The 22,140-nt window shown below is 58.5% G+C and carries 21 protein-coding genes and 1 pseudogene; 11 read left to right on the forward strand and 11 right to left on the reverse strand.

Features of this window, described 5'->3' with window-relative positions:
• The first annotated feature begins 73 nt into the window (after positions 1-73).
• Positions 74-1,375, forward strand: coding sequence for an IS701 family transposase (locus tag GKIL_RS25675; RefSeq protein ID WP_041244267.1), 1,302 nt, complete (start codon positions 74-76; stop codon positions 1,373-1,375).
• 497 nt (positions 1,376-1,872) lie between these two features.
• On the opposite strand, the pseudogene GKIL_RS16420 reads toward GKIL_RS25675, so the two are convergent.
• From GKIL_RS16420 to GKIL_RS16440, 5 genes and pseudogenes are all read right to left on the reverse strand, one after another.
• Positions 1,873-3,969, reverse strand: a pseudogene (locus GKIL_RS16420) (RHS repeat-associated core domain-containing protein); the annotation flags it as partial.
• A 152-nt stretch (positions 3,970-4,121) separates the two neighbouring features.
• Entirely contained in the window at positions 4,122-4,754 is a 633-nt protein-coding gene (locus GKIL_RS16425; protein ID WP_071824818.1) for a transposase, read from the reverse strand.
• Positions 4,751-5,170, reverse strand: a complete 420-nt coding sequence (locus GKIL_RS23800) for a helix-turn-helix domain-containing protein (protein WP_071824817.1) — start codon at positions 5,168-5,170, stop codon at positions 4,751-4,753. The genes GKIL_RS16425 and GKIL_RS23800 overlap by 4 nt, the downstream gene beginning before the upstream one ends.
• 56 nt (positions 5,171-5,226) lie before the next feature.
• Complete coding sequence (locus GKIL_RS16435) at positions 5,227-6,804, reverse strand: hypothetical protein (RefSeq protein WP_023174902.1); 1,578 nt, start codon at positions 6,802-6,804, stop codon at positions 5,227-5,229.
• 390 nt (positions 6,805-7,194) lie between these two features.
• Positions 7,195-7,413 (reverse strand): TOBE domain-containing protein, encoded by a 219-nt coding sequence (locus tag GKIL_RS16440; RefSeq protein WP_023174903.1) that lies wholly within the window; start codon positions 7,411-7,413, stop codon positions 7,195-7,197.
• A 68-nt stretch (positions 7,414-7,481) separates the two neighbouring features.
• On the opposite strand from GKIL_RS16440, the gene GKIL_RS16445 reads away from it, so the two are divergent.
• Positions 7,482-8,171: an O-methyltransferase gene (locus GKIL_RS16445; protein ID WP_023174904.1), complete on the forward strand. Its 690-nt coding sequence runs from the start codon at positions 7,482-7,484 to the stop codon at positions 8,169-8,171.
• On the opposite strand, the gene GKIL_RS16450 is transcribed toward GKIL_RS16445, so the two are convergent.
• Positions 8,168-8,638, reverse strand: a complete 471-nt coding sequence (locus tag GKIL_RS16450; RefSeq protein ID WP_144080415.1) for a hypothetical protein — start codon at positions 8,636-8,638, stop codon at positions 8,168-8,170. The two genes, GKIL_RS16445 and GKIL_RS16450, sit on opposite strands and share 4 nt — an antisense overlap.
• Positions 8,639-8,660: 22 nt before the next feature.
• Positions 8,661-10,034, reverse strand: coding sequence for a RecQ family ATP-dependent DNA helicase (locus GKIL_RS16455; RefSeq protein ID WP_023174906.1), 1,374 nt, complete (start codon positions 10,032-10,034; stop codon positions 8,661-8,663).
• 157 nt (positions 10,035-10,191) lie between these two features.
• Here GKIL_RS16455 and GKIL_RS16460 point away from each other — a divergent pair, with 157 nt between their 5' ends.
• Both GKIL_RS16460 and GKIL_RS16465 read left to right on the forward strand, forming a co-directional pair.
• Positions 10,192-11,154 (forward strand): M14 family metallopeptidase, encoded by a 963-nt coding sequence (locus GKIL_RS16460; RefSeq protein ID WP_023174907.1) that lies wholly within the window; start codon positions 10,192-10,194, stop codon positions 11,152-11,154.
• A gap of 4 nt (positions 11,155-11,158) precedes the next feature.
• A complete protein-coding gene (locus GKIL_RS16465; RefSeq protein WP_041244011.1) occupies positions 11,159-12,127 on the forward strand; it encodes a M14 family metallopeptidase in 969 nt (322 codons plus the stop codon).
• Here GKIL_RS16465 and GKIL_RS16470 read toward each other — a convergent pair.
• A complete protein-coding gene (locus GKIL_RS16470; RefSeq protein ID WP_023174909.1) occupies positions 12,124-13,011 on the reverse strand; it encodes an ion channel in 888 nt (295 codons plus the stop codon). The two genes, GKIL_RS16465 and GKIL_RS16470, sit on opposite strands and share 4 nt — an antisense overlap.
• 155 nt (positions 13,012-13,166) lie before the next feature.
• On the opposite strand from GKIL_RS16470, the gene GKIL_RS16475 reads away from it, so the two are divergent.
• The 3 genes from GKIL_RS16475 to GKIL_RS16485 are packed head-to-tail and all read left to right on the forward strand — an operon-like array spanning position 13,167 to position 16,947.
• Positions 13,167-14,180, forward strand: a complete 1,014-nt coding sequence (locus GKIL_RS16475; protein WP_023174910.1) for an alpha/beta fold hydrolase — start codon at positions 13,167-13,169, stop codon at positions 14,178-14,180.
• Positions 14,181-14,229: 49 nt separating this feature from the next.
• Positions 14,230-15,549: a S41 family peptidase gene (locus GKIL_RS16480; RefSeq protein ID WP_023174911.1), complete on the forward strand. Its 1,320-nt coding sequence runs from the start codon at positions 14,230-14,232 to the stop codon at positions 15,547-15,549.
• A 51-nt stretch (positions 15,550-15,600) separates the two neighbouring features.
• The gene (locus tag GKIL_RS16485) at positions 15,601-16,947 is read left to right on the forward strand and encodes a golvesin C-terminal-like domain-containing protein (protein ID WP_023174913.1); all 1,347 of its coding nucleotides are present in this window, start codon (positions 15,601-15,603) and stop codon (positions 16,945-16,947) included.
• On the opposite strand, the gene GKIL_RS16490 is transcribed toward GKIL_RS16485, so the two are convergent.
• The gene (locus GKIL_RS16490; protein ID WP_023174914.1) at positions 16,944-17,897 is read right to left on the reverse strand and encodes a multicopper oxidase domain-containing protein; all 954 of its coding nucleotides are present in this window, start codon (positions 17,895-17,897) and stop codon (positions 16,944-16,946) included. The genes GKIL_RS16485 and GKIL_RS16490 overlap by 4 nt on opposite strands.
• Before the next feature lie 117 nt (positions 17,898-18,014).
• Here GKIL_RS16490 and GKIL_RS16495 point away from each other — a divergent pair, with 117 nt between their 5' ends.
• From GKIL_RS16495 to GKIL_RS25355, 3 genes are read left to right on the forward strand one after another with little or no spacing between them, the layout of a single operon-like run.
• Entirely contained in the window at positions 18,015-18,515 is a 501-nt protein-coding gene (locus tag GKIL_RS16495) for a superoxide dismutase family protein (RefSeq protein ID WP_023174915.1), read from the forward strand.
• A gap of 7 nt (positions 18,516-18,522) precedes the next feature.
• Positions 18,523-18,957, forward strand: a complete 435-nt coding sequence (locus GKIL_RS16500) for a hypothetical protein (protein ID WP_023174917.1) — start codon at positions 18,523-18,525, stop codon at positions 18,955-18,957.
• Positions 18,958-19,001: 44 nt separating this feature from the next.
• Positions 19,002-19,373 (forward strand): hypothetical protein, encoded by a 372-nt coding sequence (locus tag GKIL_RS25355; protein ID WP_023174918.1) that lies wholly within the window; start codon positions 19,002-19,004, stop codon positions 19,371-19,373.
• Here GKIL_RS25355 and GKIL_RS16510 read toward each other — a convergent pair.
• A complete protein-coding gene (locus GKIL_RS16510) occupies positions 19,335-20,057 on the reverse strand; it encodes a Uma2 family endonuclease (protein ID WP_023174919.1) in 723 nt (240 codons plus the stop codon). The two genes, GKIL_RS25355 and GKIL_RS16510, sit on opposite strands and share 39 nt — an antisense overlap.
• 633 nt (positions 20,058-20,690) lie before the next feature.
• Here GKIL_RS16510 and GKIL_RS16515 point away from each other — a divergent pair.
• Complete coding sequence (locus GKIL_RS16515; RefSeq protein ID WP_245595858.1) at positions 20,691-21,467, forward strand: integrin alpha; 777 nt, start codon at positions 20,691-20,693, stop codon at positions 21,465-21,467.
• 297 nt (positions 21,468-21,764) lie between these two features.
• On the opposite strand, the gene GKIL_RS16520 is transcribed toward GKIL_RS16515, so the two are convergent.
• A complete protein-coding gene (locus tag GKIL_RS16520; protein ID WP_023174921.1) occupies positions 21,765-21,953 on the reverse strand; it encodes a hypothetical protein in 189 nt (62 codons plus the stop codon).
• Positions 21,954-22,140 lie beyond the last annotated feature (187 nt).

The raw sequence follows: 22,140 nt of genomic DNA on the forward strand, positions 1-22,140 counted from the left end.
GCTTATCTATCCCTGATCTGTCAAACTGGGTACAATGATCGCTGCAAGCCTCTTGCTGGAGGGATTTGCGGTCATGACCACTCCAAGGAAACCTAATAGCACTGTCCCTTTCGTAGATCAATACTGTTCCACTTACCAACACCTGTTTGCAGACGTCCGAACTTTTGAATGCTTCAAAAGCTTGCAACTCGGGTTAGTTTCCGAGGTCAAACGCAAAACTCTGCCCGCGATAGCCAGAGCAGTGGGCGCAGACGCTCAGGCTTTTCATCACTTTTTGGTCCACTCTCCCTGGTCGGTTGAATGCTTTAGAGAACAACGAATTGCACTGACCAAGCAAGCACTGAACGGACGCTCTATCACCGTTTGCATTGACGAAACTGGCGACAAGAAAAAGGGAAAGAAGACCGACTATGTCTCCCGACAATACATCGGCAATGTCGGCAAAATAGATAACGGCATTGTTTCCGTTCATGCCTTCGGTTTGCTGGGGAATATCACCTTTCCATTGCTATTCAGGGTTTTCAAACCCGAGTGCCGTCTTGCTAAAAACGAACAGCACAAGAGTAAACCCAAAATCGCTGCTGATTTGATTGATGAGTTATGTGAGCAGGGGTTCAATATTGGTCTGGTAGTAGCGGACAGCCACTATGGAGAAAGTAGCGATTTTATCAACACTTTGTGGAAACACCGACTGCACTATGTCGTTGCTATCCGCTCCAATCACGGGGTGTGGATGCTCAAGGGTTGGGTTGTTCGTCGCAATCGCTGGAAAAGCTTCGAGCGTCAATTCAGTAATGGCAAGACAGAAACACGCTACATCCGCGAGATTATTTTTGGCAAACGCAAGGCAACGCGATACTACGAGATCACGACGGATATCGAGAAACAGCCCGAGGAAAGTACCTGGTATATCATGACCAATCTGCCTGGAAAAATTGAAAAGACGGTAGGCAATTTGTTTGGAGATAGAACCTGGGTCGAGTACGGTTTTCGTCAGGTGAAAGCGGAACTAGGCTGGACGGACTACAAGTTGACAGCTTACCGAGGCATCGAGAAGTGGTGGGAGATGGTGTGCAGTGCCTACTTAATGGTGAGTATGCAAACAACGACGATGGGAGAAGAATCAGAGGAAGAGGTTCCTGACAAAGCAAGCGAGAGTCAGCGTTATCCTGCAATGTACACCACCCATAAGTGGTGGGATGAAAAACAAGGATGGAAGGCGATTTTGAACAACATGCGACTGATGATTCAGCCATTCGTTTGCTTGAGTTTATTATTGCCGTGGCTAGAGGTGACCCAGTTGAATGACCTTGGAAAAGTACTCCAGAATCTAATAGACAAAGTCAATGGTTTTGCAGTCTTCCTCCGACTTTGACAGATTAGGGCTATGTTGCTCGCAGCATGTCTAGCTATACTCCTAGCAAGTGGAGTAAAAGAACGTATTCTGACTTTGCCAGAGGACGGATCACGATCTTTGACTATTGCCTCGTTGCAGTATCCATAATTGCATCCCAAAGCCTGTGCCAGCAAGAGGGGCACGCCTTGAGTAGGCATCATCGGCCCATTCGGGTCGCTCGGGTTCGGCTGCTTGGGTGTCATATCCGGAGGCGAAGTCGGAGGAAAGGGCCGCCCGCCGCCACCCCCGTTACCACCACCACCGCCGCCAATTCCAGGTGCACCGATCGTTACGCCAGTACCAACCAGGAATGAGGCAGGAGCATTGGGATCGAGAATGGAACGCGGTCCAATGACAATGACCGGTGCTAGGTCGTAAGGTGTACCACCACTTCCATCTCCCCTATCGTCGCCCTCCAATCCAGAGGGATCGCTATCGGTATGCGGGTTGTTGCCGACGTAGCGGTAGAGGTTGGTGTCACCGCCTGCAAAACCGAGCGGGTCTTCCATCGTGTAGCGATGATGACCAGGAATGTAGTACCGGCCCCGCATGTAGTAGTACCAGCTATTGGAGTCTTGCTCCCGGCCTGCATAGCGCAGATTGTTGCTGCTGCTGTTGCTGGTGCTTGCTGTGAAAGTATCGCCAAAAGGACTGTAGCCGTAGCCCGTCTTCACACTCTTGCTGCTGCCGTCGATTGCCGCGATGACCGAGTTGTTGTACGGGTCGTGCAACAGATACTCGTCCGTCGTCCCCGCTCGGGTAGCCCACACCTCGTCTAGTCCCAACCCGACCAGGTAGCGCTTGGTCACACCGTTGGTTGTCTCCTCGATCACCTGGTTGCCACTGTAGACAAACGTCGTCTTCGTGCCGTTGACCGTCTTGCTGATGCGCCGACCAAGCGCGTCGTACACAAAGCTCATGTTGACGTTGCCCGGCACATCATTGAGGGTGATGAGTTGGTCTCGCTGGTTATAGGTGAAGGTGGCCGTGCCGGAAGAACCACTTTGTACCGTCAGCCGACCATTCTTGTCGTAAGTCTCGCTGTAGCCACCAAAGCTCGTCATCCGGTTGGTGCCTGGCTCGTAGACCAGATTGTAAGTCGAACCGGCGCGGTTGATGTAGGTGGCGTTGCCGTCTTTGTCGTAGTCGGTGTGGTACGTCCCGGCAGTAGGAGTAGTCGTGTTGGTCAGTTGGTCGTCGTTTGTGTAGCTGTGGCTCTGGCTTGTCGCAATCGAGGGCACACTCGGACCACTCTCGCTTCGGGTGGCAAGCCGTCCCCGACTCGCCTCATAGGTGAAGTTCAAGGCCCGCAACGTCGTGCTGCCGGCTGTGTAAGTCGCACTCTTGAGATAGCCGTAAGGGCAACCCGTCACCCCACTGCCGCAATAGCTGAAGCTGCCGCTGATGCCCGGATAGTTCAGTGCCGTCAGCTCCCCTGCCTGGTTGTACTTCAGCGAGACGGAGATATCACCCTTACTCGCATCCTTCAAGATGGCACTGGCTAAGCTGCCGTCGTCCGGGTAGTACGTGTAGCTCAGTAAAGCCGTCTGCACAACACCGTCGGTCACTACGGGCACATTGGCACTGTCGGCACCATCACCGGCTGCGGCTTCCACCTCGCTTGCTGCTGGCTGCTCGGAGAGTTTCTGGCTGCGGTCACTGGGCGCTTTCTCAGGCACACAGGTGGTGCAAAGCTTTTGCACTGAAACTGTAGCCGTGGAAGTCACACAACCAGATGTACACACCTGGATGTTAAACACACCTGTGACATTCGGAGCCGGGGCCGTCAAACTGCTGCTCGATTGGACCGTGTAACCTGCTGAGTAGCTGGTGCTGCCCTTGACAAACTTGACAGAACTCACACCGCTAAAACCCGTGCCTGTCACTGTCACCGTGTCGTAACCATCGACTGAACTGGGAGAAATGCCTGTGATGGTCAAACTCGGCGGCGGCGGCGATTTGACGGTGAAGGTGCCGGAGGAGGTGCCCGTGCCATAAGGCGTGGTCACAGAAATCGGACCACTCGCTATCTGGCTGTTGAGTTGGGCAACAATCGTCGTATTGCTGGAAACACTGAAAGAACTGACATTGCTGCTGCCGATTTTGACCGCTGTTGCGCCGTTAAAGTTATTGCCGCTAATCGTGATCGACACCGGCGGCACACCGCTGGTGGGCGAAAAAGAACTGACTACCGGTGGGTCGGGCACAAGCGACTGACGCGAAATCGTCGTCAGCCGGCCTGCATTGTCGTAGTCGTAATGGAGCGTATCACTGCCGGTGGTGACACTCTTCGGACCAGCAATGTTGCTGTTGTCGTCGTAATAGTCGATGCTAACGTTCTTGGCCGCATCACCGGTATCAATTGCCGATGTCAGCCGGTCCAACTCGTCGTAGCTGTAGGTAACAGAGGTGTTGTCCTGGGTGTAAGTCACCTTCGATAGGCGACTTTTGGCGTCGTAGTCGTAGTAGGTGTCCTTGCCGTTCGGGTCTACTTTGTGAGCAAGCCGACCGTAGTAGTCGTAGTAGTAGGACTCGGTGTAGCTGTTTTGTGAGCGGGTGGCCACCTGGTCCATCGCGTTGTAGGTGTACTTGGTAATCACCCCGTTGGCAGCAACGATGGCCGTAACGTTGCTGTCGTCGTCGTAGGTAATATACTCGTTCCAGGCTGAGGCAGGCCGCTCGATGCGATACACGCGATTGAGCTGGTCGTAATAAGTAGACGGAGTCAATTAAACAGATAACGTTCACACTGCAACCCCTTGCCCAGATATCGCTCATCTATGGCCTCAATCACTGCTTCCGCAAGTTCATACTCCATCTCGAAGCTACGACACTTCATATGGTGAGCTTTTACCTGGTGCCATTCCTCCTCTATGCGATTCATCTCTGGGCAACATACTGGCAGAAAGAACACGTACAACCCTTGCCTCTCCCATACTGGCCATCGCTCTTTCACCCGCCAATGTTTATGCACTGAATAATTATCTTGCACTATCACTGTTATTTGACCAGTCTCTGCCAGTCTTTCGGCGGCTCTTTTCGCTTCCCAATCCATTAACTCGATATACACATCGTTTTTTATGCTTCCCAAACTCACACCATAGTTGAAGGCTTCTCCCGGAGCATATATCCCAAGCACACTGATGCGTTTGCCTCGACGATTTGGCTGCTCGATCCGTTTTTGCTTACCGACTTCTGCCCAGGTATAGCCAATCACACTTGGTAGGCTAAAACCCGACTCGTCAAGATATTTGATATGCACCAAACCTTCTTGCTCAGCCAGTTTTAGAGTTTCCAGGTCGTTCGATTTGCTCTGCTTATGCTCTGGGTTTTGGCGTTTGACAATGCTGTGCCTTATTCTTTGCCAACTGAATCTTTTTTTTTGAGAACCTGCCTGAGATAGTCTGGATGCACTTGCACCCCCCGCTGCTGAAGCAGAGTAGCCAAGTGTCTCGCATTGTAGGCTTTTGGGTGTTGCTGCATCTGTTGTCTGAGAAACTCAAAGTCTTCCGCTGCGAGTTTCGGTCTGGCACCACGACCCTTAGCCTCGAACAATCCCTGCAGGCCGTGGTCCCACCAACGGCGGAAGGTAGTGCGCACTGTAGATGGGGCACAACCGAGGTAGGCAGCAATTTGAGGTGCAGTCATGCCATGCATACTCAGCCGTACGGTTTGAGCACGTTGGCGTACACGCTGAGGAACGGTGAGGTCGTCGCTGAGTTTTTGGAGGTCGTCTTCTTCCTGGGGTGTCAGGTAGATGCGATGATAGGGCATGGTTAGTTGGCAGAGGCAGCACTTGTATCATATGCTGTATTTCAACCTCCGCCTACTTAGTAGTTGGTGATGTCGGTTGTGTCGCTGCCGCTACTGTTGGTGCGGTAAGTTTGTTTGACCCTTGAGAGCACATCGTAGTCGAGTTTGCGATGGATGCCATCCGGTCCAACGACTTCGTTGAGGTCTTGACTACCTAAAGCGGAAGTGGGTTTGTAGCTATAGCTGGTAGAACGACCGACGCCATCGGTACTGTTCAGTAACTGAGCATAGGAGTTGTAGTTCGTGAAATTCTGATAGGAAGGCAAAGCATCACTGATCTGGCTGAGCAAACCAGTGACCGTCGAGCTAATGTTGTAACTGTGAGCAAAGGTTGTTGTGTTGTGATTGGGGTCACTGACGCTCTTGAGCTGACCATAGGGACCACTGAAATCAAAACTGGTGGTAATCGCCGGGTTAGAATCGGTAATTTTGCTGAGGTGATAGTCGATACTATAAGGCTGGTTGTACTCGAAGCTGGTGGAGTAGCCACGAGCATTGGTCAGGCTCATCAATAGGCCGGTATTCTGGTCGAAGTTATAGCTAGTGGAAGTGTTAAAGTACTCTTCGCTTTCGGAGGTGAGATAGCCTTTGGCGTCGTAATAGTAGTGGTAGATGTTGTAGGCGTCGGTGACCTTCGTGTTTTGACTATCACCTGTGCCGTAGTAGTCGTAGAGTGAAACGATATCGTCGGTGGCTGTACTGGTGCTGGTACCTGGTAAAGTCTGCTTGCTGACTTTGTTGTTCGTCCAGGTGTTGGTGAGCTGCACGATACCACGGGGCGTGGTGATCGTGCTGAGCTGATTGCTGGTGCTGTTCCAGCCATAGATGGTGCGGCCATTGGCGGTACGGGTGGTGATCTTGTTGCTGGAATCGAGAGTATTGACGGGCTGATTGTGAACAGCGTTGTCGAAGTACTGGAGGCGGCCAGAAGAGTCGTAGGTGTACTTGACAAGGTAAGGTCCAGAGAGGGTAGCGCCGTTTCTATAGAGGCTGGCCTGGGTAATCTGAGCCGGATAGGACGTATTGCCGTAGGAAAGATTGATGCCCTGACCAAAGGAGTTTTCGACTTTGGTGAGGTTGTTGCCGGTATAAGTCAGATTGATAGAGACACCGAAGCGGTCGGTGATTTGGGTGAGTTGCTGGGCACCGCTGGTGCTGGTGTGGTTGAAGATGAGTGAGGTGCCATTTTCCAGCTGCAGGGTAATCTTTGTGCCGCTGAGGGTGACGGTGCCGCGCAGACTGTCGTCGGCTTCGGCGTTGCTGTAGGTACTGCCGCTGTAGAGGTTGAAGTTGGTTTCTTCGCCGGTGGGCAAGAAGATGCGGACATGGCCACTGGTAAGTTGGGCGGTGAGGCTCCAGAGGCCCAGGTGGGTATTTTTGCCGAAAGGACCGTTCGGAACCTTGGTGTTGTCGGTAGTCGAAGGTGACTGGTAGTGCCGCAAAAGCCGAATAGGAGCGCGTGAGCCAAGGGCAAGGTCTACCTGGTCGTAGCTGAATTGGCCTGTTTGAAAACTGAGGGAAGTGCCAGCGTAGGCTGGAAAGGATTGCAAGGCAAAAACGAGCACGACGAACAGGCACAAAAGCCGCCTGAGCATAAGTGCAACCTCGAATGGAAGTGGTTAAGAAAAGGTTAGAAGGAGGAGGACAAGTGGGCTTGCCATCCATGAGAAAAGGTACACGAGAGAAGCTGCACCTGTCTATAGGACAAGGCCATCAACTTCTGTAGCATTATGTTTCAATCTGTATACTGAAGCGCTGAGCACTAACTTTGTATAGCAATACTTACAAGTCATGACCTAGCTCGAAGCTCCCACCTTAAGATTTTTCGATGAAAGTACGGCGTTTCAGCTCGCGAAAAATCAATGTTTCACCCATGCTTGGCAAGATAAGGTGACGGTACTCATGTAAATGGAGACGAGCGGCAGGCAGCGACCCTGTTGCCATTGCCGGTGGAATGGAGCTGGCCACTCTGGGCAAACACTCGATCAGGGCATGTCTTTAATCACCATCACTTCGGTCGCCTTGATGAGCATCGTCACCGGATCGCCCACTTTGAGCTGCAGGTTTTCCGCCGAGCGGCGGGTGATCACCGCATCGACCACCTGATCGCCCACCTGGACACTCACCTCCGCCAGAATGTCTCCTAACTGCAACTCGATAATCCGTCCGGGCAACTGGTTGCGCCCGCTGATTTTGGGAGCCATCGCCTCTCCTGCTTCTCGGTCTGGATGCAGTTATCGTAGAGGTTGCAGACGAGCAGGAGTGATCTCAGGTGGCAGACGATACGACGCGCAGCGGAACGGGCGGTTACTCTTCGCTTGCGATTCGCGACTATATCGAGAGCCTCTATAGCCCACCGGCTAACGATCTGACCGATGCGGTCGGCGAGTTGGAGCGCACGGATATGCCGCGCATCCAGATTTCACCGACGGACGGTTCGATCCTGCGCCTGCTCCTGCAGATGATTCGGGCAAAGCGCGTCGTCGAGTTCGGCACCCTCTCGGGCTACTCGGGCCTCTGGATGCTCAGAGCGCTGGGAGTTGACGGGCATCTGTGGACCTGCGAGTACAGTTCCAGACACGCTGAGGTGGCGCGGGGCGTCTTCGAGCGGGCGGGTTACGGCTCGCAGGTGACGATTTTAGAAGGGGACGGGAGGGAGAGCCTGAAGAAGCTGGAGGCGCACGCTCCCTTCGACGCGGTCTTTATCGACGCCGACAAGAGCGGCTATCCACTCTACGCCCGCTGGGCCTTCGATCACCTGCGGCCTGGAGGATTGATCGTCGCCGACAACACCTACCTTTTTGGCTATCTGGCGGGCCGTGCGCCCGACCGCAACCTCGATCAGCGCTCGATCGAGGCGATGCAGGAGTTTCACGTCTTTCTCACCTCCCACTGTGTGGCCGCCTGCCTGCCCACCCCGGACGGCCTGAGCGTCGGGATTAAGCCTGGGAACGGTTTTTAAGGCTCCACCGGCGGTAGACGCAACTCGGAACCAAAATCTCCAAGAAAGCGATTGACCAGCGCGATATCGGTGGAACCCAGTTGCTCGTAGATCACCGAGCGCAGCAGCAGGGCCGCTTTTTCTTCGAGGGGACTGGTGGCGCTTTTGAATTCTCGATCTGCCTGGATAAGCCCTTCGGCAAATTCCCGGCAGCGCATCTGCTGGCGGGTAAGGGGCGAGAGTCCCTGGGCTGCGAGCAACTCCAGCAGCTTTTGCTGGTGCCAGAGATACACTGGCGCACCATCGGCAAGGGGCGAGAGGCAGCACAGCTGCTGCTCGTGGGCGAGCGCGCTCGGCTGGCCAGGCGGCGCTTTGAGGCCCAGATTCTGCAGCACTGTGCCCATAGCGGGCACCGGCAGGCCAAAGAGTTCTGCCAGTCTGGCCTGGCTGATCCAGGTTTCTTGCGGGGGGGATGTCGATTCGTCCACGGCTTGCTCTTGAAAATAGTTGTCAGCGAAGCGTCCGGCAGCAGCGATCGCAGTGGCCGCAGGGCGCACTGTGCGCCTGACCGAACGCCGAGAGCAGAAATTGCCAGCGGCAGTGCCGGGTCAAAAGATAGCTGCGCAACAGATGAGTAGGTGCGGGTTGAGAAAAAATTGCGGCGCTTTGAGTGATCCGGTAAACAAAAGGCGTCTCCCAGACAAGTTGGCCACACTCGTGCAGCAGGGCGAGGCTGAGGGCCAGATCGGCTCGAAACGCGCCCCGTGCAGGCAGTTGGGCGAGAGCCTGTCGGGCCTGTTGCCAGTGGCGCTGCTGTTGTTCGTGAAAATGCCGGTGGAGGTTGTGATCGCTCGGCTCGATGAGCCCGCTCGGCTCGCTTGCCAGTAGCAAAGCCGTAGCCGGTTCACCGTCGCGGCCCGCCCGGCCAATTTCTTGCAGGTACTCTTCGAGGCTGGGCGGGGTGTTGGCGTGGATCACCCAGCGCACGTGGGGAGCGTCTACCCCCATACCGAAGGCGTTGGTGGCAAGCAGAAATTGCTGGCGGCCAGCCAGCCAGTCGCGCTCGATCGCCCGGCGGGTTGGGCCCGCTAATCCAGCGTGGTAGTGGGTGCAGCGGTAGCCCAGGCTCGCCAGTTGCCGGGCCAGCCGCTCCGCCCCGGCGCGGGTGCGCAGATAAATCAAGCCACTGCTATCTGGGGGACAGGTTGCGAGAAACGCCCGCATTGCCCCCAGCCGCTGCGGGTTCGACCACATCCAGCGCACTTGTAAAAACAAGTTGGCGCGGTAAGGCGGCTGGACCAGGCGCACCGGATCGATGAGCCCCAGCAGGCGCTCTAATTTTGCCGCTGCCGCCGCAGTGGCGGTGGCCGTCAAAGCGCACAGCGGCGGTGCGCCGAGGGCCAGGCGGGCGGCTCCCAGGCGGTGGTAGCTGGGCCTGAAACTGCTGCCCCAGCTCACCAGGCAGTGGGCCTCATCCAGAACGATGCGGCTGATGTCGGTGGTGAGCAGCCGGGGCCAGACCGCCGGGCTGAGCAGGGTTTCAGGAGAAAGATACAACAGTGACCAGCGCCCATCGCCGATCCCTTTGAGCACTTCGCTGCGCCGCTCAGCCGAAAGTTCACCGTGCAGGCAGGCGGCGGCGATGCGCATCGCCCGCAGGCGGCTCACCTGATCTTCCATGAGCGCCACCAGCGGCGTGACAACCAGCGTCGTTCCGGAGCAAAGCAAGGCCGGGATCTGGAAGGTCACGCTTTTGCCGCCGCCGGTGGGCAAAATCGCAAGCACATCCCGACCGCCTGCGATCGCCTCGACGATCGGCAGTTGCTGGGGGCGGAAGCCGGGATAGCCCCAGAGTTTGTGCAGGATCTGCGCCGCTTCTTGCATCGCCACTGCTTGAGAACAAGTAGAGCATCGCCGGAGCGGAGGAAGCGGGCAATCCGGAGGGCTCGATCGCCCGATAAATCGCTGCCGGACACTCAGGCGACAATCGCCGGGGTTCTAGAATAAAGGGCAAACCGGCTCGATCTCCAGCTTGATCTCCATGCCCACCTCCGCCGCCATCCACTTCGAGCGCCAGCTGGTATTTGCCCTGGACCTGCCATTTGCCCAGCAGATCCGCCTGATCAACCACCGCTTCGAGCCGCGCTGGCACACCGGAGCCCAGGAAGTGACGATCTTAAGTGGACTGCACGGCGACGAGCTGGACGGCGGTTATATCTGTCATCTGCTCTCGCGCTTTTTGCAGCGCCTGCCCGCCGGCTGGCGGTTGCTCGGTGCGATCAACGTCCTGCCCAACGCCAATCCGCTGGCGGGCAGCCTTGCGGAACGCTTTGTACCGGCGATGGGCAGCGATCTCAACCGCAGCTTTCCAGGCCAGGCGGGGGGCAACGAGTGCGAGCGGCTGGCAGCAGCCATCTTCTCGATCGCCGCCCGCTCCAGCGCCTGCATCGATATCCACAGCTCCAACGGTTTTCTTGAAGAACTGCCCCAGGTGCGCGTCGTCCAGGAGCCGCGCCTTATAGAGTGGGCCAATTGCCTCGGGCTCGATCTCGTCTGGAGCCATTCGAGCCACAACTGGATTGCAGGCACGATTGCCCAGGCGCTCTTCGAGCAGAATGTACCGGCCCTTGTAATCGAGCTGGGTACCGGCAGTCGGATCCACCGCACCTACAGCGAGCGGGTTTTTCGCGGCATCCTGCAGTGGCTGCTCAAACTCGGCATCTTGAGCGGACCCCAGACGGCGGCGGTGCCCCACCGGCCCCTGCAGGCAGGAGAGTTCAACATCGTCTACGTCAACGCCGAAGGAGGCGGCCTGTTTGTGCCCCGCGCCGCCCTCAGCCTCGGGGACCGCCTGCGGCGCGGCAGCCGGATTGGCCAGGTGATCGATCCGATAAACGGCCAGGAGGCGGAGATAATCGCCCCCCTCGACGGTCAGCTCTTTACGCTGCGCGTGCATCCGGTGGTCTATGCCGGTTCCCTGGTCGCCCGGCTGGTACACACCTAGCGCCATGCAAAAGTCGCTCGGACCGCTGCTGGTTCCTTTCGCCGCCCCTTTACCGCTGATCCTCAACGAATTTGGCCGGGGCCGACCGGTCTTGAGCGTGGTGGGCGGCCTGCACGGCCACGCCTACAACAGCGTCTACACCTGTCATCTGCTCATGCGCTGGTTAAAAAAGCAGGAGCAACGGCAGAGCGACTACCAGTTGCGCGGTCGGGTGCGGGTGCTCCCGGCGGTGAATGCGCCGGGACTGCTCACCGCCAGTCGCTACTGGCCCTTCGACAACACCGACCTCGACCGGGTTTTTCCGGGTTACAGCCAGGGGGAGACGACCCAGCGGCTGGTGAGCTGGGTCTTCGAGCAGGTGCGCCACTCCGACTGCTGCGTGGATCTGCGCGGCCCCGAAAACGGGATGGCCGAATGGCCGCAGGTGCAGGTGCATTTTAGCCAGCCGCGCGCCCTTGAACTGGCAAAGGCGATGGGGTTGCCCGTGATCCGGGTGCGCCGCCCACCAGCGGGCCGCCTCACAGCCGGGTACGATCTTTTTTCGGCCAGCCAGGGCAGCCTTGCCCACAACCTGTTCCAGGCGGGCATCGACGCCCTGCTGCTGCAGGCTGGGGCGGGCCAGGTGATCGAGCCGCTGTTCTGCCACCAGCTACTGGCAGCCTTGATCCGGCTGATGCTGCAGATGGGGATCGTCACCGGCCCACCGCCAGAGCCGCCTGGAGTCGCGGTGCCTGAGACGATTACTGCAGACGACATCGAGGCGATCCACGCTCAGAGGGCCGGTCTATTTGTAGCGGGCGCTGCTCCCGGCCAGATCGTCGAACCTGGCACGCCCTTAGGTCAGATCGTCGATCCGCTCAGCGCCGACATTCTCGAAGAGCCGGCAGCTGCCAAGATGGGCCTCATCCTGTCACTGCGCCTGCAGCCTATCGTCCTGCAGGGAAGCCTGATTGCCTGTACAACCAGAATCTAGCGCGGCGGGGCCGTCTCGGGCTGGGCGACGAGGGCTTCGACATCGTGGAAGCGCGAATAATCGAGGATGCGCCTGCCCTCCGGCGTGCGGGTGATGATATCCGTCAGCCGATGCTCAAAGAGGATCTCAGAGGCAATAAAGGAGTGCCGGGCGTGAATATTTTGAGAAACCGTATCGTCCAGACCGGTGAGGGTGACGATCAGTTCTGTCTGGCTTTCTGCCAGCGACTCGCTCGTCTGGCCAAATAGCGGGCTCTCTTCGTCGATGACGTGCATGATCGTCCAGGTGAGAGCAAAGATCGATGTCTGGCCGCGCACGAGCTTCATGTCATAAAAGCGGCGCATAAATTCACCGTTTGGCAGCGTCTCGTCCCGTGCCAGGGTCAGGCGCACCTGGGCCTCGAAGATCTGGTTGCGGCGACGATTGGCGGTGCGAAAGAATAGCGTCGGTCGTCCCTGGCTCTGGTTGATCACCGCTACGTCGCTAAAGAGCACCCGCGCCGTCGGCTTTGAGAATTTGGCAAACATCAAACCGGTGGCCAGGGCAAAGCCGCTCCAGCCCACCAGGCCCTCGATCGAGGCGATGATATGGCCGTAGGTCGTCTTCGGTGACATCACGCCGTAGCCGATCGTGGCGAGGGTCTGGACGCTGAAGAAAAAAGCGTCCTCAAAGGAACCGTGGCGGGCATTGAGAATGGCATCGCCGCCCAACAGGTACAGCCCGGCAAAAAAGACGTTGGCGAACAGGTAGAGCCCGATCACCAGCAGCAACAACCCGGTCCAGGAAATCGTCAGCAAAAAGTGGTAGACATCTCCCCACGAGCGCTCAAGACCGATGCGCTCGATCGCAAGCGACGATGAGCCGTTGCGCCCGATAAGCCGCATCTGTCGGCCTGGTGGAAGTCTATCTGAGCGCCGAGAAAGTAGTCGCATAGAATGTCCCAGATTCCTTCGATTGTATCGCTGTGCCTGCCGCTACCTGCTCTCTGACGGGCAAAACGCTTCTACGATGAGCGAGGGGAACAGGGCAGACACAGGATATGGCGCTCGCGGACACTCTGGGCAATCTGGCCCTGCTGGCATTTATAACGGCGGATGTGGGGGCGATCTACCAGGCGCTCGCCTCGGTCCTCGACCGGCGCAACTGGCCGCCGCCTGGGCGGCTCATCGACATGGGCGGTCACCGCCTGCACATCCAGGTGGCGGGCCAGGGCGGGCCGACGGTGGTCTTTGAGGCGGGAGGCGGTAGCTGGTCTATCGAATGGTTCCGCGTCCTGCCGGAGGTGGCAAAATTTACCTGCGCCGTCGCCTACGACCGGTCCGGTTATGGCTGGAGCGACATCAGCCTCAAAAACGCGAGCAGCCGGTCGGTGGCCGAAGAACTGCACGCCCTGCTTGAGGCTGCCGGGATCGAAGGACCGTACATCCTGGTCGGGCGATCGACAGGTGCCCTGCACGTCCGCATGTTCGCCCACCTCTACCCGCAGGAGGTAGCGGGCATGGTCCTGCTCGACGCCGCCCACGAGGAAGAAAAAACGCGCATCCTGCCTGCCCTGCGCGAGGTGGGCGAGCGGGAGTTGCAGTTGCTGGGCGTGCTGCGGCTGCTTGCGCCGCTGGGGCTCATTCGCTTTTTGGGCTGGTGGGGAGCCCTGGCGCGGCTGCGGATTCTCGAAAAATTGCCCTCCGAAAAGCAGCAGCAGGTTCTGGCGGGTATCTATCGCTCGCTCTACTGCAACACCCTCTACGGCGAGTACCAGCAATTTGACGAGAGTGCCGGGCAGGTCCGCGCTACCGGCTCCCTGGGCGATCTGCCCCTGGCGGTCGTCACCGCCGGAGACCACCTCGATGCGGCAAACTACCCAAAGGACTTTCCGATCGCCCAGGCCCAACAGATCTGGGAGCAGTTGCAGTCTGAGCTGGCTACACTTTCTGCCAACAGTCGGCATGAGGTGCTAGAAGGCTGCAGCACCTACCTGCCCATGGACTGTCCGGCGGCGGTGGTCGATGCGATTCGTTGGGTTTACGACAGAACCTGCGGCCAACCGGGGCGATAATGAGCACAAATCGCACGCTTACGGTGCGCTTGAAGTGAGGAAATTGACGATGAGCAGGCAGCAGCGCTGGCTGTGGCTTTTTTTGGTGTGGCTCGCGCTATTGAGCACCCCGGTGCTTGCCCAGAGTCAGGCGACCACGACACTCCGCAAACTGTCCTTGCAGGATACCCCCAAGGCGCTGGTGGACGAGGTGTGGCAGACGGTCGATCGCGAGTTCGCCGATCACAGCTTTAACAATCTCGACTGGCAGCAGGTGCGCCGGGATCTGCTGGCACGGGAGTACACCAGCCGCGAGGATGCCTATCAGGTTCTGCGCACGACGCTCAAAAAACTGGGCGATCCCTACACGCGCTTTCTCACTCCCCGCGAGTACCAGAACCTGCTGGAGCAGACCAACGGCGAGTGGATCGGCATCGGCATGACCCTGGGCACCAACGAGGACACCGGCGCGCCTGTGATCGTGCGGGTCTTTCCGGACAGCCCGGCCTCCGGAGCCGGACTGCAGCTTAAAGATCAACTGCTCGCCGTCGATGGCCAGTCCGTGGCGGGCCTCAGCCTCGATGCCGTCACCCAGCGCATCCGGGGCGACAAAGATACGACCGTCACCCTCGCCCTGTTGCGCGGCGGCAGCCAGAAATTGACCGTCACCCTCAAGCGCAGCCCGATCGAATTGCCGGTGGTGAGCGCCCAGCTCAAGCAGGAGGGCCTCTACAAGATTGGCTACCTGCGCCTCGAAGAATTTAGCGGCAAAGCCCCCGCCGAGATGCGCACCGCCATCGAACGCCTCAAGGGCGAAGGTGCCCAGGGCTGGATTCTCGATCTGCGGGGCAACCCCGGTGGCCGGGTAGACGCGGCGGCTGAGATCACGAGCCTCCTGATGCAGCAGGGCACGATCGTCATGGCCACCAACCGCAACGGCGAGCGCGAGACGCTGCAGGCCGATCGCCGGGCGATCACCGGTCTGCCCCTGGTGGTGCTGGTCGATCGCGGCTCCGCCTCAGCGAGCGAGATCGTCGCCGGTGCCCTGCAGGACAACCGCCGCGCCAGACTGGTCGGCACGATCACCTTCGGCAAAGGGGTGATCCAGCAGATGAACACGCTCTCCGACGGCTCGGGCCTGAACGTCACGATCGCCCGCTACCAGACGCCCGCCGGTCGCGAGATCCACAAAAAAGGACTGGTGCCGGATGTGCTGGTGCCGATGGCCGAAGGACTGCGCCAGCAACTGGTGGCGACCGACGCTTTTGCCGGCGACGCAGATACCCAGTATCGCCGGGCCGTGAGTGAACTGACAGGCCAACTGCAGCCCAGTGCGCCGGGCGCATCCACCCTCGAAGCCGGTAAGAGCGAAGCCAATCCGATCCACTAGACGGCCCTGGTAGGCTGGGCAATGTTTGTCCTGTCCGGCAGGAGAAAATCGTTGAAGTCCATCTTCTGGACATTGCTGCTCGTTGGATCGCTGGGGCTCGCTCCGGCTGCTCTTCTTGCCGACACGACGATCGACGATCCAAAGCTCGACCGGCTGGTGGCGGAGGCGCGCCGCGAATTTCTCACCACCCAGTCCTTCGACCGGCTCGATGTCGTCGTGCTGTTGCCCAGAGGCGACGGCACCTGGCAGCGGGGCTCCTATGGCCGGGAAACCCTCGCCTATCCGGCCAGTTGCGTCAAGCTCGCCTACATGGTGGCAGCCGTCCACTGGTGCAGCGCCCAGGGCAAGCCGGTGGATTGCCTCGATTCCCACCTCCGACCGATGGTGGTCGATTCGAGCAACGAGGAGACGGGCGAAGTCGTCGATGCGATCACCGGTGCTCCCAACCGCCCGGCCACCAGCAGCAATACTCCTGGCTACCGCGAGTGGTACAGCCGCCGCCTCTATACCGAGAACTTTTTAAAAGCCCAAAACCTGTTGGGCAACCAGACCATCCTGCACAAGACCTACCCATCCAACTCTGGCGAAATGCCCGGCGGAGCGGAGAAAGTGGCGATCGATGAGCGCGGTCGCAACGCCATGCGCCCGGACTTGAGCGCCGAGCTGATGCGCCGGATTGTCAGAGGCGAATTGGAACCCCAGGCGACTGCCTACATGCGCGCCCTGCTCGCCACGCCCACCTTCGACGAACAGAGCGGCATCGGCTTTGGCCTGCCCCCCGGTAGCCGCTACGAGAACAAGATCGGTGCCGCCTACGACACCCTCGAAGACATCGCCTATATTGTGCTCCCCAATGGCCGTGAACTGATTCTGGCCATTTTTACCAACGGCCTCGATCAAAGGCAGCCCGAGCCCTACGACATCGCCCCGCTGGGCGTCTTTGCTGAGAAGCTGATCGAAAAACTGGGACTCGATGAAGGCGACCCACCGAAGCGCAAGATCGATGACACTGATTCTGCCGTCACCGTCACGGGCCGCTGGCAGAAGCGCACCGACACGAAAGACAAATTTGGCGAAGATTACCTGCGCTCGGTAGGGGGCTTCGGCAGCCAGCAGGTGATCTGGAACCTGAACGTGCCGGAGAGCGGGCGCTACGAGGTGGCGGTCTGGTATCCGGCCTTGCAGGAGAATACGAGCGAAGCGGCCTACACCGTCGTCCACGGCGACGGCATCGCCGAGGTCAAACTCAACCAGCAGGTCTGGGGCGGGCGCTGGGTCAAACTCGGCGACTTTGCATTTAAGGCGGGCCAGGGCAGCGTCATCCTGAGCGACAAGACCGCCGATCCGAACCGGCAGGTGGTGGCGGACGCCCTCAAGATCACCCGCTGGCCGCGCTAGAGGACGTGAAACATGCCCATCATCCCGTTCTGCAGGTGCTGATCGACGTGGCAGTGGTACATCCACATGCCGGGATTGTCGGCGCGGATGGCGACGGACCAGGAGGAGGCGGGACCGATCGGGTGGGTGTCCTCGCTGCGACCGTCCTCGATCCAGCGGTAGCCGTGGATGTGGAAGGTATGAAACTCGGTGCCCAGGGCGAGGACGTTGAAGCGCACCAGTTCGCCCCGCTTCGCCACCAGGGTCGGGGTGTTCCCGGCGTAGGCGAGGCCATTGATGAGATCAAAGTCGCGGCCCAGGCCACTGGTGGGCGCTTCCAGGCCCGTAAGAAAGACAAAAAACTCGCGGTCGGGCCGCCTGGTCTTCGGATCGTAGACGCGGATCGCCCCGTACATGCCGAGGGCGGCGTTGCGCTCCGGCTGCACCGAATGATCGTGGTAGGCCCAGGCTCCCACCGAATCCGCCGCCGCTTTCCAGGTATAGGTAAAAGTTTCGCCGAAGGGCACAGCCGTTCCGGGCTTGTCGGGGTGCGAGCGCATGTAGGAGCCGTCCATCGCGTCGCTGTACTGCAGGCCGTGGGGGTGCAGGGAGTGGGGCTGGCGGTAGTAGTTGTCGAGGTTCTTAAAGTGAACGATGACCGTATCGCCCACGGTCGCTTCGATCGTCGGGCCCGCCAGACCGAGGGCCGGGTCGGCGGGTAGAGCGACGCCAAAGCCGGGCGAATAGGCCCTCAGGTGCAGGGCGTTAAAAGTTGCCTGCTCAGGGGCGATGCGCTGGCCGGACTGTTCGTCGGGATGGGAGGCGACGTTCCAGCGCTCGGATTCGACGGCGATCCAGTACTCGCGCACCTGTGCCCTGTCGGGGACGGTCTTCGCAGCGGCGACCATCCAGCCTGTACCGAGAAAAGCGCCCAGGCAGACTACAAAAATGAACCGGCGGGGGGAAAACATAGCAGTTCCTTCGGGAGGAGGCGGTAGGAGAAGAAGTTTGACGGGCTGTCTTTTGCCACTCCATCCTTCTCCCTCTTAATTTTGAAGAAGAGAGGCTCCCGATACAGTAAGAAAATCATGAAGAAAATCTTTCTCAGTCCTGCCCTGATCGCTTTGCTTCTAGCGGCACCCGTACTGGCAGGCAATCCACCCCAGGCAACGGCCCAGATCAAAGACGCAAAGGGTGAACCGGTCGGTACCGCCAGCTTCGTCCAGCAACCGAAGGGCGTGCTCGTCACCGTCGAGGTCAAGGGGCTGGAGCCGGGCAAGCATCCGATGCACATCCACGCCGTCGGCAAGTGCGACGCGCCCGACTTTCGTTCCGCCGGTCCCCACCTGGGCGATCACAAGATGGCAGGCATGAAGGGCAGCATGGCGATGGAGACGATGGCAGGCGATCTGCCGGAACTCCTCGTCGGCGCGGACGGCACCGGCAAAGCCGAGGTGCTCAACCCTGAGATCAGCCTTGGATCTAAATCCCTCTTGCAAAAGCAGGGGACAGCTCTGCTCATCCACGACGCCACCAAACCGAGCAAACGTATCGCCTGCGGCGTGATTTCCACAAACCCGAACCCATAAAAACACCATGAACAAAGCTTTCCGGCCACTCCTGACACTGCTACTGGTCTTTGCAGCAATTACCGGTGCGCAGGCCCACGACCTCAAGGCCAACCGCACCGTCGGCGCGCTGATGCACATTCAGCCCGACGACAACCCCCAGGCGGGCTCCGCCACCGTCACCTGGTTCGGCCTGGTCAAGCGCGGCGGTGAACCGGTCCCCCTCAAGGACTGCGACTGCAACCTCGCCATCTACAGCGGCAGCAAAGCCGCCGGGGCTGCCCTTTTAACGCCGGGGCTGCGCGAGGGCAAAGTCGAAGGCGAAGTCGGCAACAAGGACCGTCTGCTGGCCGATGTCACCTTCCCAAAAGCCGGACCCTATACCCTGGTCCTCTCCGGCAAACCAAAAGGCACCGCCAGCTTCAAACCCTTCAAATTCCAGTGGCTCGTGCGGGCCACCTGAGCACTGCCCAGCGCTTGCCCTGTGCCTGCGGACTGCGATTACTGGTGTGCGGGGTTCGCAACCTCATCTTTCGCCTCCAGCACCCGAAGTCTGAGGTTCCGAAGCTGAAACTTGGGGTTCCAAACCCGGAACTTGAGGTTCTGAACCTGAAACTTGGGGTTCCGAACCCGAAGGATGAGGTCTGGAACCTGAAACTTGAGGTTCGGAACCTGAAAGATGGGGTTCCGAAGCTGAAACTTGAGGTTCCGAACCCGGAACTTGAGGTCTGGAACCTGAAAGATGAGGTTCCGAACTTGGAAGATGGGGTTCGGAACCCGGAACTTGAGGTTCAGAGCCTGAAACTTGAGGTCTGGAACCTGAAAATTGATGCGGGCAGCTCAGGCCAGTTGGTCTGGATCGATGCCCTGTGCTCTTAGAAGGGCGGCGAGTTGTTCTGCCCGCTGCCGCTGCTGCTCTAGTTGGACCGTCAGTTGCTCGGTCCGTTGCCGCTCTTTTTCTTCTGGTGTCGGATGGCGCTTGCCCGATTGGTCGTACCAGTACAGCCACTCCCGACGCCAACCCTGATACTCCCCTTCATCCAAACCAATACCCAGACCCAGACCCTCTAGCCAAAAAGGCGCAGCGCCTGCTAGCCGTTCGTACTGGCCATCGATCAGTTCGTATACCTCCAGCACCTGACGCTTGCGACGACCCTGCGGGTTGTAAATCACGTAGTAGCGAATTCCCAGATGCTCGTACTCGCGCAGCTTCTCTTCGTACTCATCCCGGTAGGTCTTAGAAACCAGTTCCAGCACCAGTACTGGCATCACCCGTTCTTCCCACAACACATAGCTGAGCCTACCGTTCGGATCGCTCAGGCGCGGTACATTCAAAGCCAAAAAAGCATCGGGCACGATCGCCTTGTAGGGTTCGTGCGGATAGACATACATGCCCATATCTATCCCCAAAAACCAGTCATTGCGCTGGTCCCATAACGAGGCCAGGATCGTCTTGAGCAGGCCAGGAAGCGTGTCCTGTAGTTCGTTATCCACAGGGGTATCGTCGGAGTCGGGCAACTCGCGGGAAGAGGGCAGACGCAGCGAAGGATCGAACTGGAGCATAAACCGCTGCCTGAAAGGCCGGAACAGATGTCTACAGTATAGAAGTGGTTTAGGTTGTCAGTTCTGAGAATGCCAGGCTGTCGGGAATGCCAACTCTCCGCCGACCATCTAGATCTCTCGCCTCAATGCGGATGATGGTGCCGTTTGCCAAAATAGCGGGCACGACAACAGTCTCAGTTGTCATTTAACACACAAATTCGTCGAAATTGGAAGCCTAAAGCTGCCGTTCACCCACGAGAGAATCAGCCTTCCAGCTTCTGGCAGTTTATCTACCACCGGCACTTTGGAAGCCTATCTCTGCGCAAAGTTGAAACTGGAGCCATAAAGCTGCCGACCGTCAGCTACACCAGCGCCCACCTTCGCTCCCTTTTAGGGAATGTGGTCTAATCAGGGTGGCTTTGCTGGCTGCTCTGGCTACCCAGGCCACTGCAGCCGCTGAGCTACATCACCCTTCACCTTGTGCTGCACTGGTGCTCACAGCCTCTGTAGTTGTGGGCGCTACCGCCGCCAGCACGAATCTACCCTTGCCACTTCTACTCACAGGAGCAAAGCATGTCTTTCTTACCCAGCCCACCGAGCTACTGGGATGTCCCTGCCAAGTCGCGCTACCGCTCTGGACGACGGCAGAGGTGGTTGAGTGTATCTATCGGTGTGGGTTGGCTTTTGAGCACAATGCTGCTGCCACTGGATACAGAGGCGTTACGCGCTGAGGCACAGGTAGTCACGCCAACCAGAGGTGCGGGCTTCGTCATCATCGGCAGCCTGATGTTCGATGAATCCGGCAACTCTGTCAGTGATGCGGGCGATGTCAATGGCGACGGACTCGCCGATGTGATCGTCGGAGCTTTTACAGCCGCCCCGAATGGTCAATCCTCTGCTGGTCGGAGCTACGTGGTCTTCGGCAAGCACAGTCACCTACCAGTAGCGCTATCGGTCATAGAAAGTGGTAGCAGCCCAGACGGTTTTGTCATCAACGGCAGCAATGAAGGCGATGCCTCCGGTTTGTCTGTCAGTGGTGCGGGCGATGTCAACGGTGATGGACTCGCCGATGTGATCGTCGGAGCTTTTACAGCCGCCCCAAATGCGAAAGTCAACGCTGGTCGTAGCTATGTGGTCTTCGGCAAGCGCAAGCGCCAGCCTGTGGAACTATCGGCAATAGAGAGTGGTAGCAGCCCAGACGGCTTTGTTATCAACGGCAGCAATGGACAAGATCTATCCGGCCAATCTGTCAGTGGTGCAGGCGATATCAACGGTGATGGACTCGCCGATGTGATAGTCGGGGCTCCCGGTGCCTATGGCAATGGTCTTCAAGGTGCTGCTGGTCGTAGTTATGTGGTCTTCGGCAAGCGCAGCATCCAGCCAGTGGAGCTTGCAAACCTGGAGACGGCCAGGCCATCGCCGTCTCCCTAGGCTGCAGCAGCTATTCGAGCACCGGTTGCAGCTGGTCCGGCAGCAAAGAAGTCAGAACGGTTCAGCTCAGGACAGTTTACGCTCAGCTATTGCTATTTATGCATCCACTACCGGGGCAGCATGTCGGTCTCGCCCCATCGCTGGGTACACTATCCTGATGTCAACGAAGTGCAACGAGCCGAGCAACAGGCTCAAGCAGAAAGGCAGACCCACAGGGCAGCGGAACAGCGCGCTCAGCCTTTGGCACACCTGAGAGAGTTAGGGATCGACCCCGACAGTCTGCGGTAGTCCAGGCGGCTAGGGTGTGTTTTTGAGCAGCCACATCGCGGCGGGAGTGTCTCCTTCTTCCCAGGCCAATTTCTCGATGGCCGTGACGATCAAAGAAGCGACGCGCTCGGTGCTCATTCGGGTGCGCAGCCGGGCCACCGCGCGCTCGGCTTGATCGAGGTTGCGAGTACGGATTGCCTGAATAAGTGCGTCTGTCATCCTGTAGCTCCTGGGCAGGATTGGCGGCGATGGTTTTTATCTTCGACGCAAACTTTGACCGCTTCAGCAATTTTTGAACTGGATGAAACGGATATTGAGAACAAGCGACGAAATGTAGCATCTCGATCGCATCGGCGGGGGAAAAACCCTGATTAAAATTGCGGTTTGTAAAGAATACAAAAACTCG

The organism is Gloeobacter kilaueensis JS1, from assembly GCF_000484535.1.
GTDB classification, from domain to species: Bacteria; Cyanobacteriota; Cyanobacteriia; order Gloeobacterales; family Gloeobacteraceae; genus Gloeobacter; species Gloeobacter kilaueensis.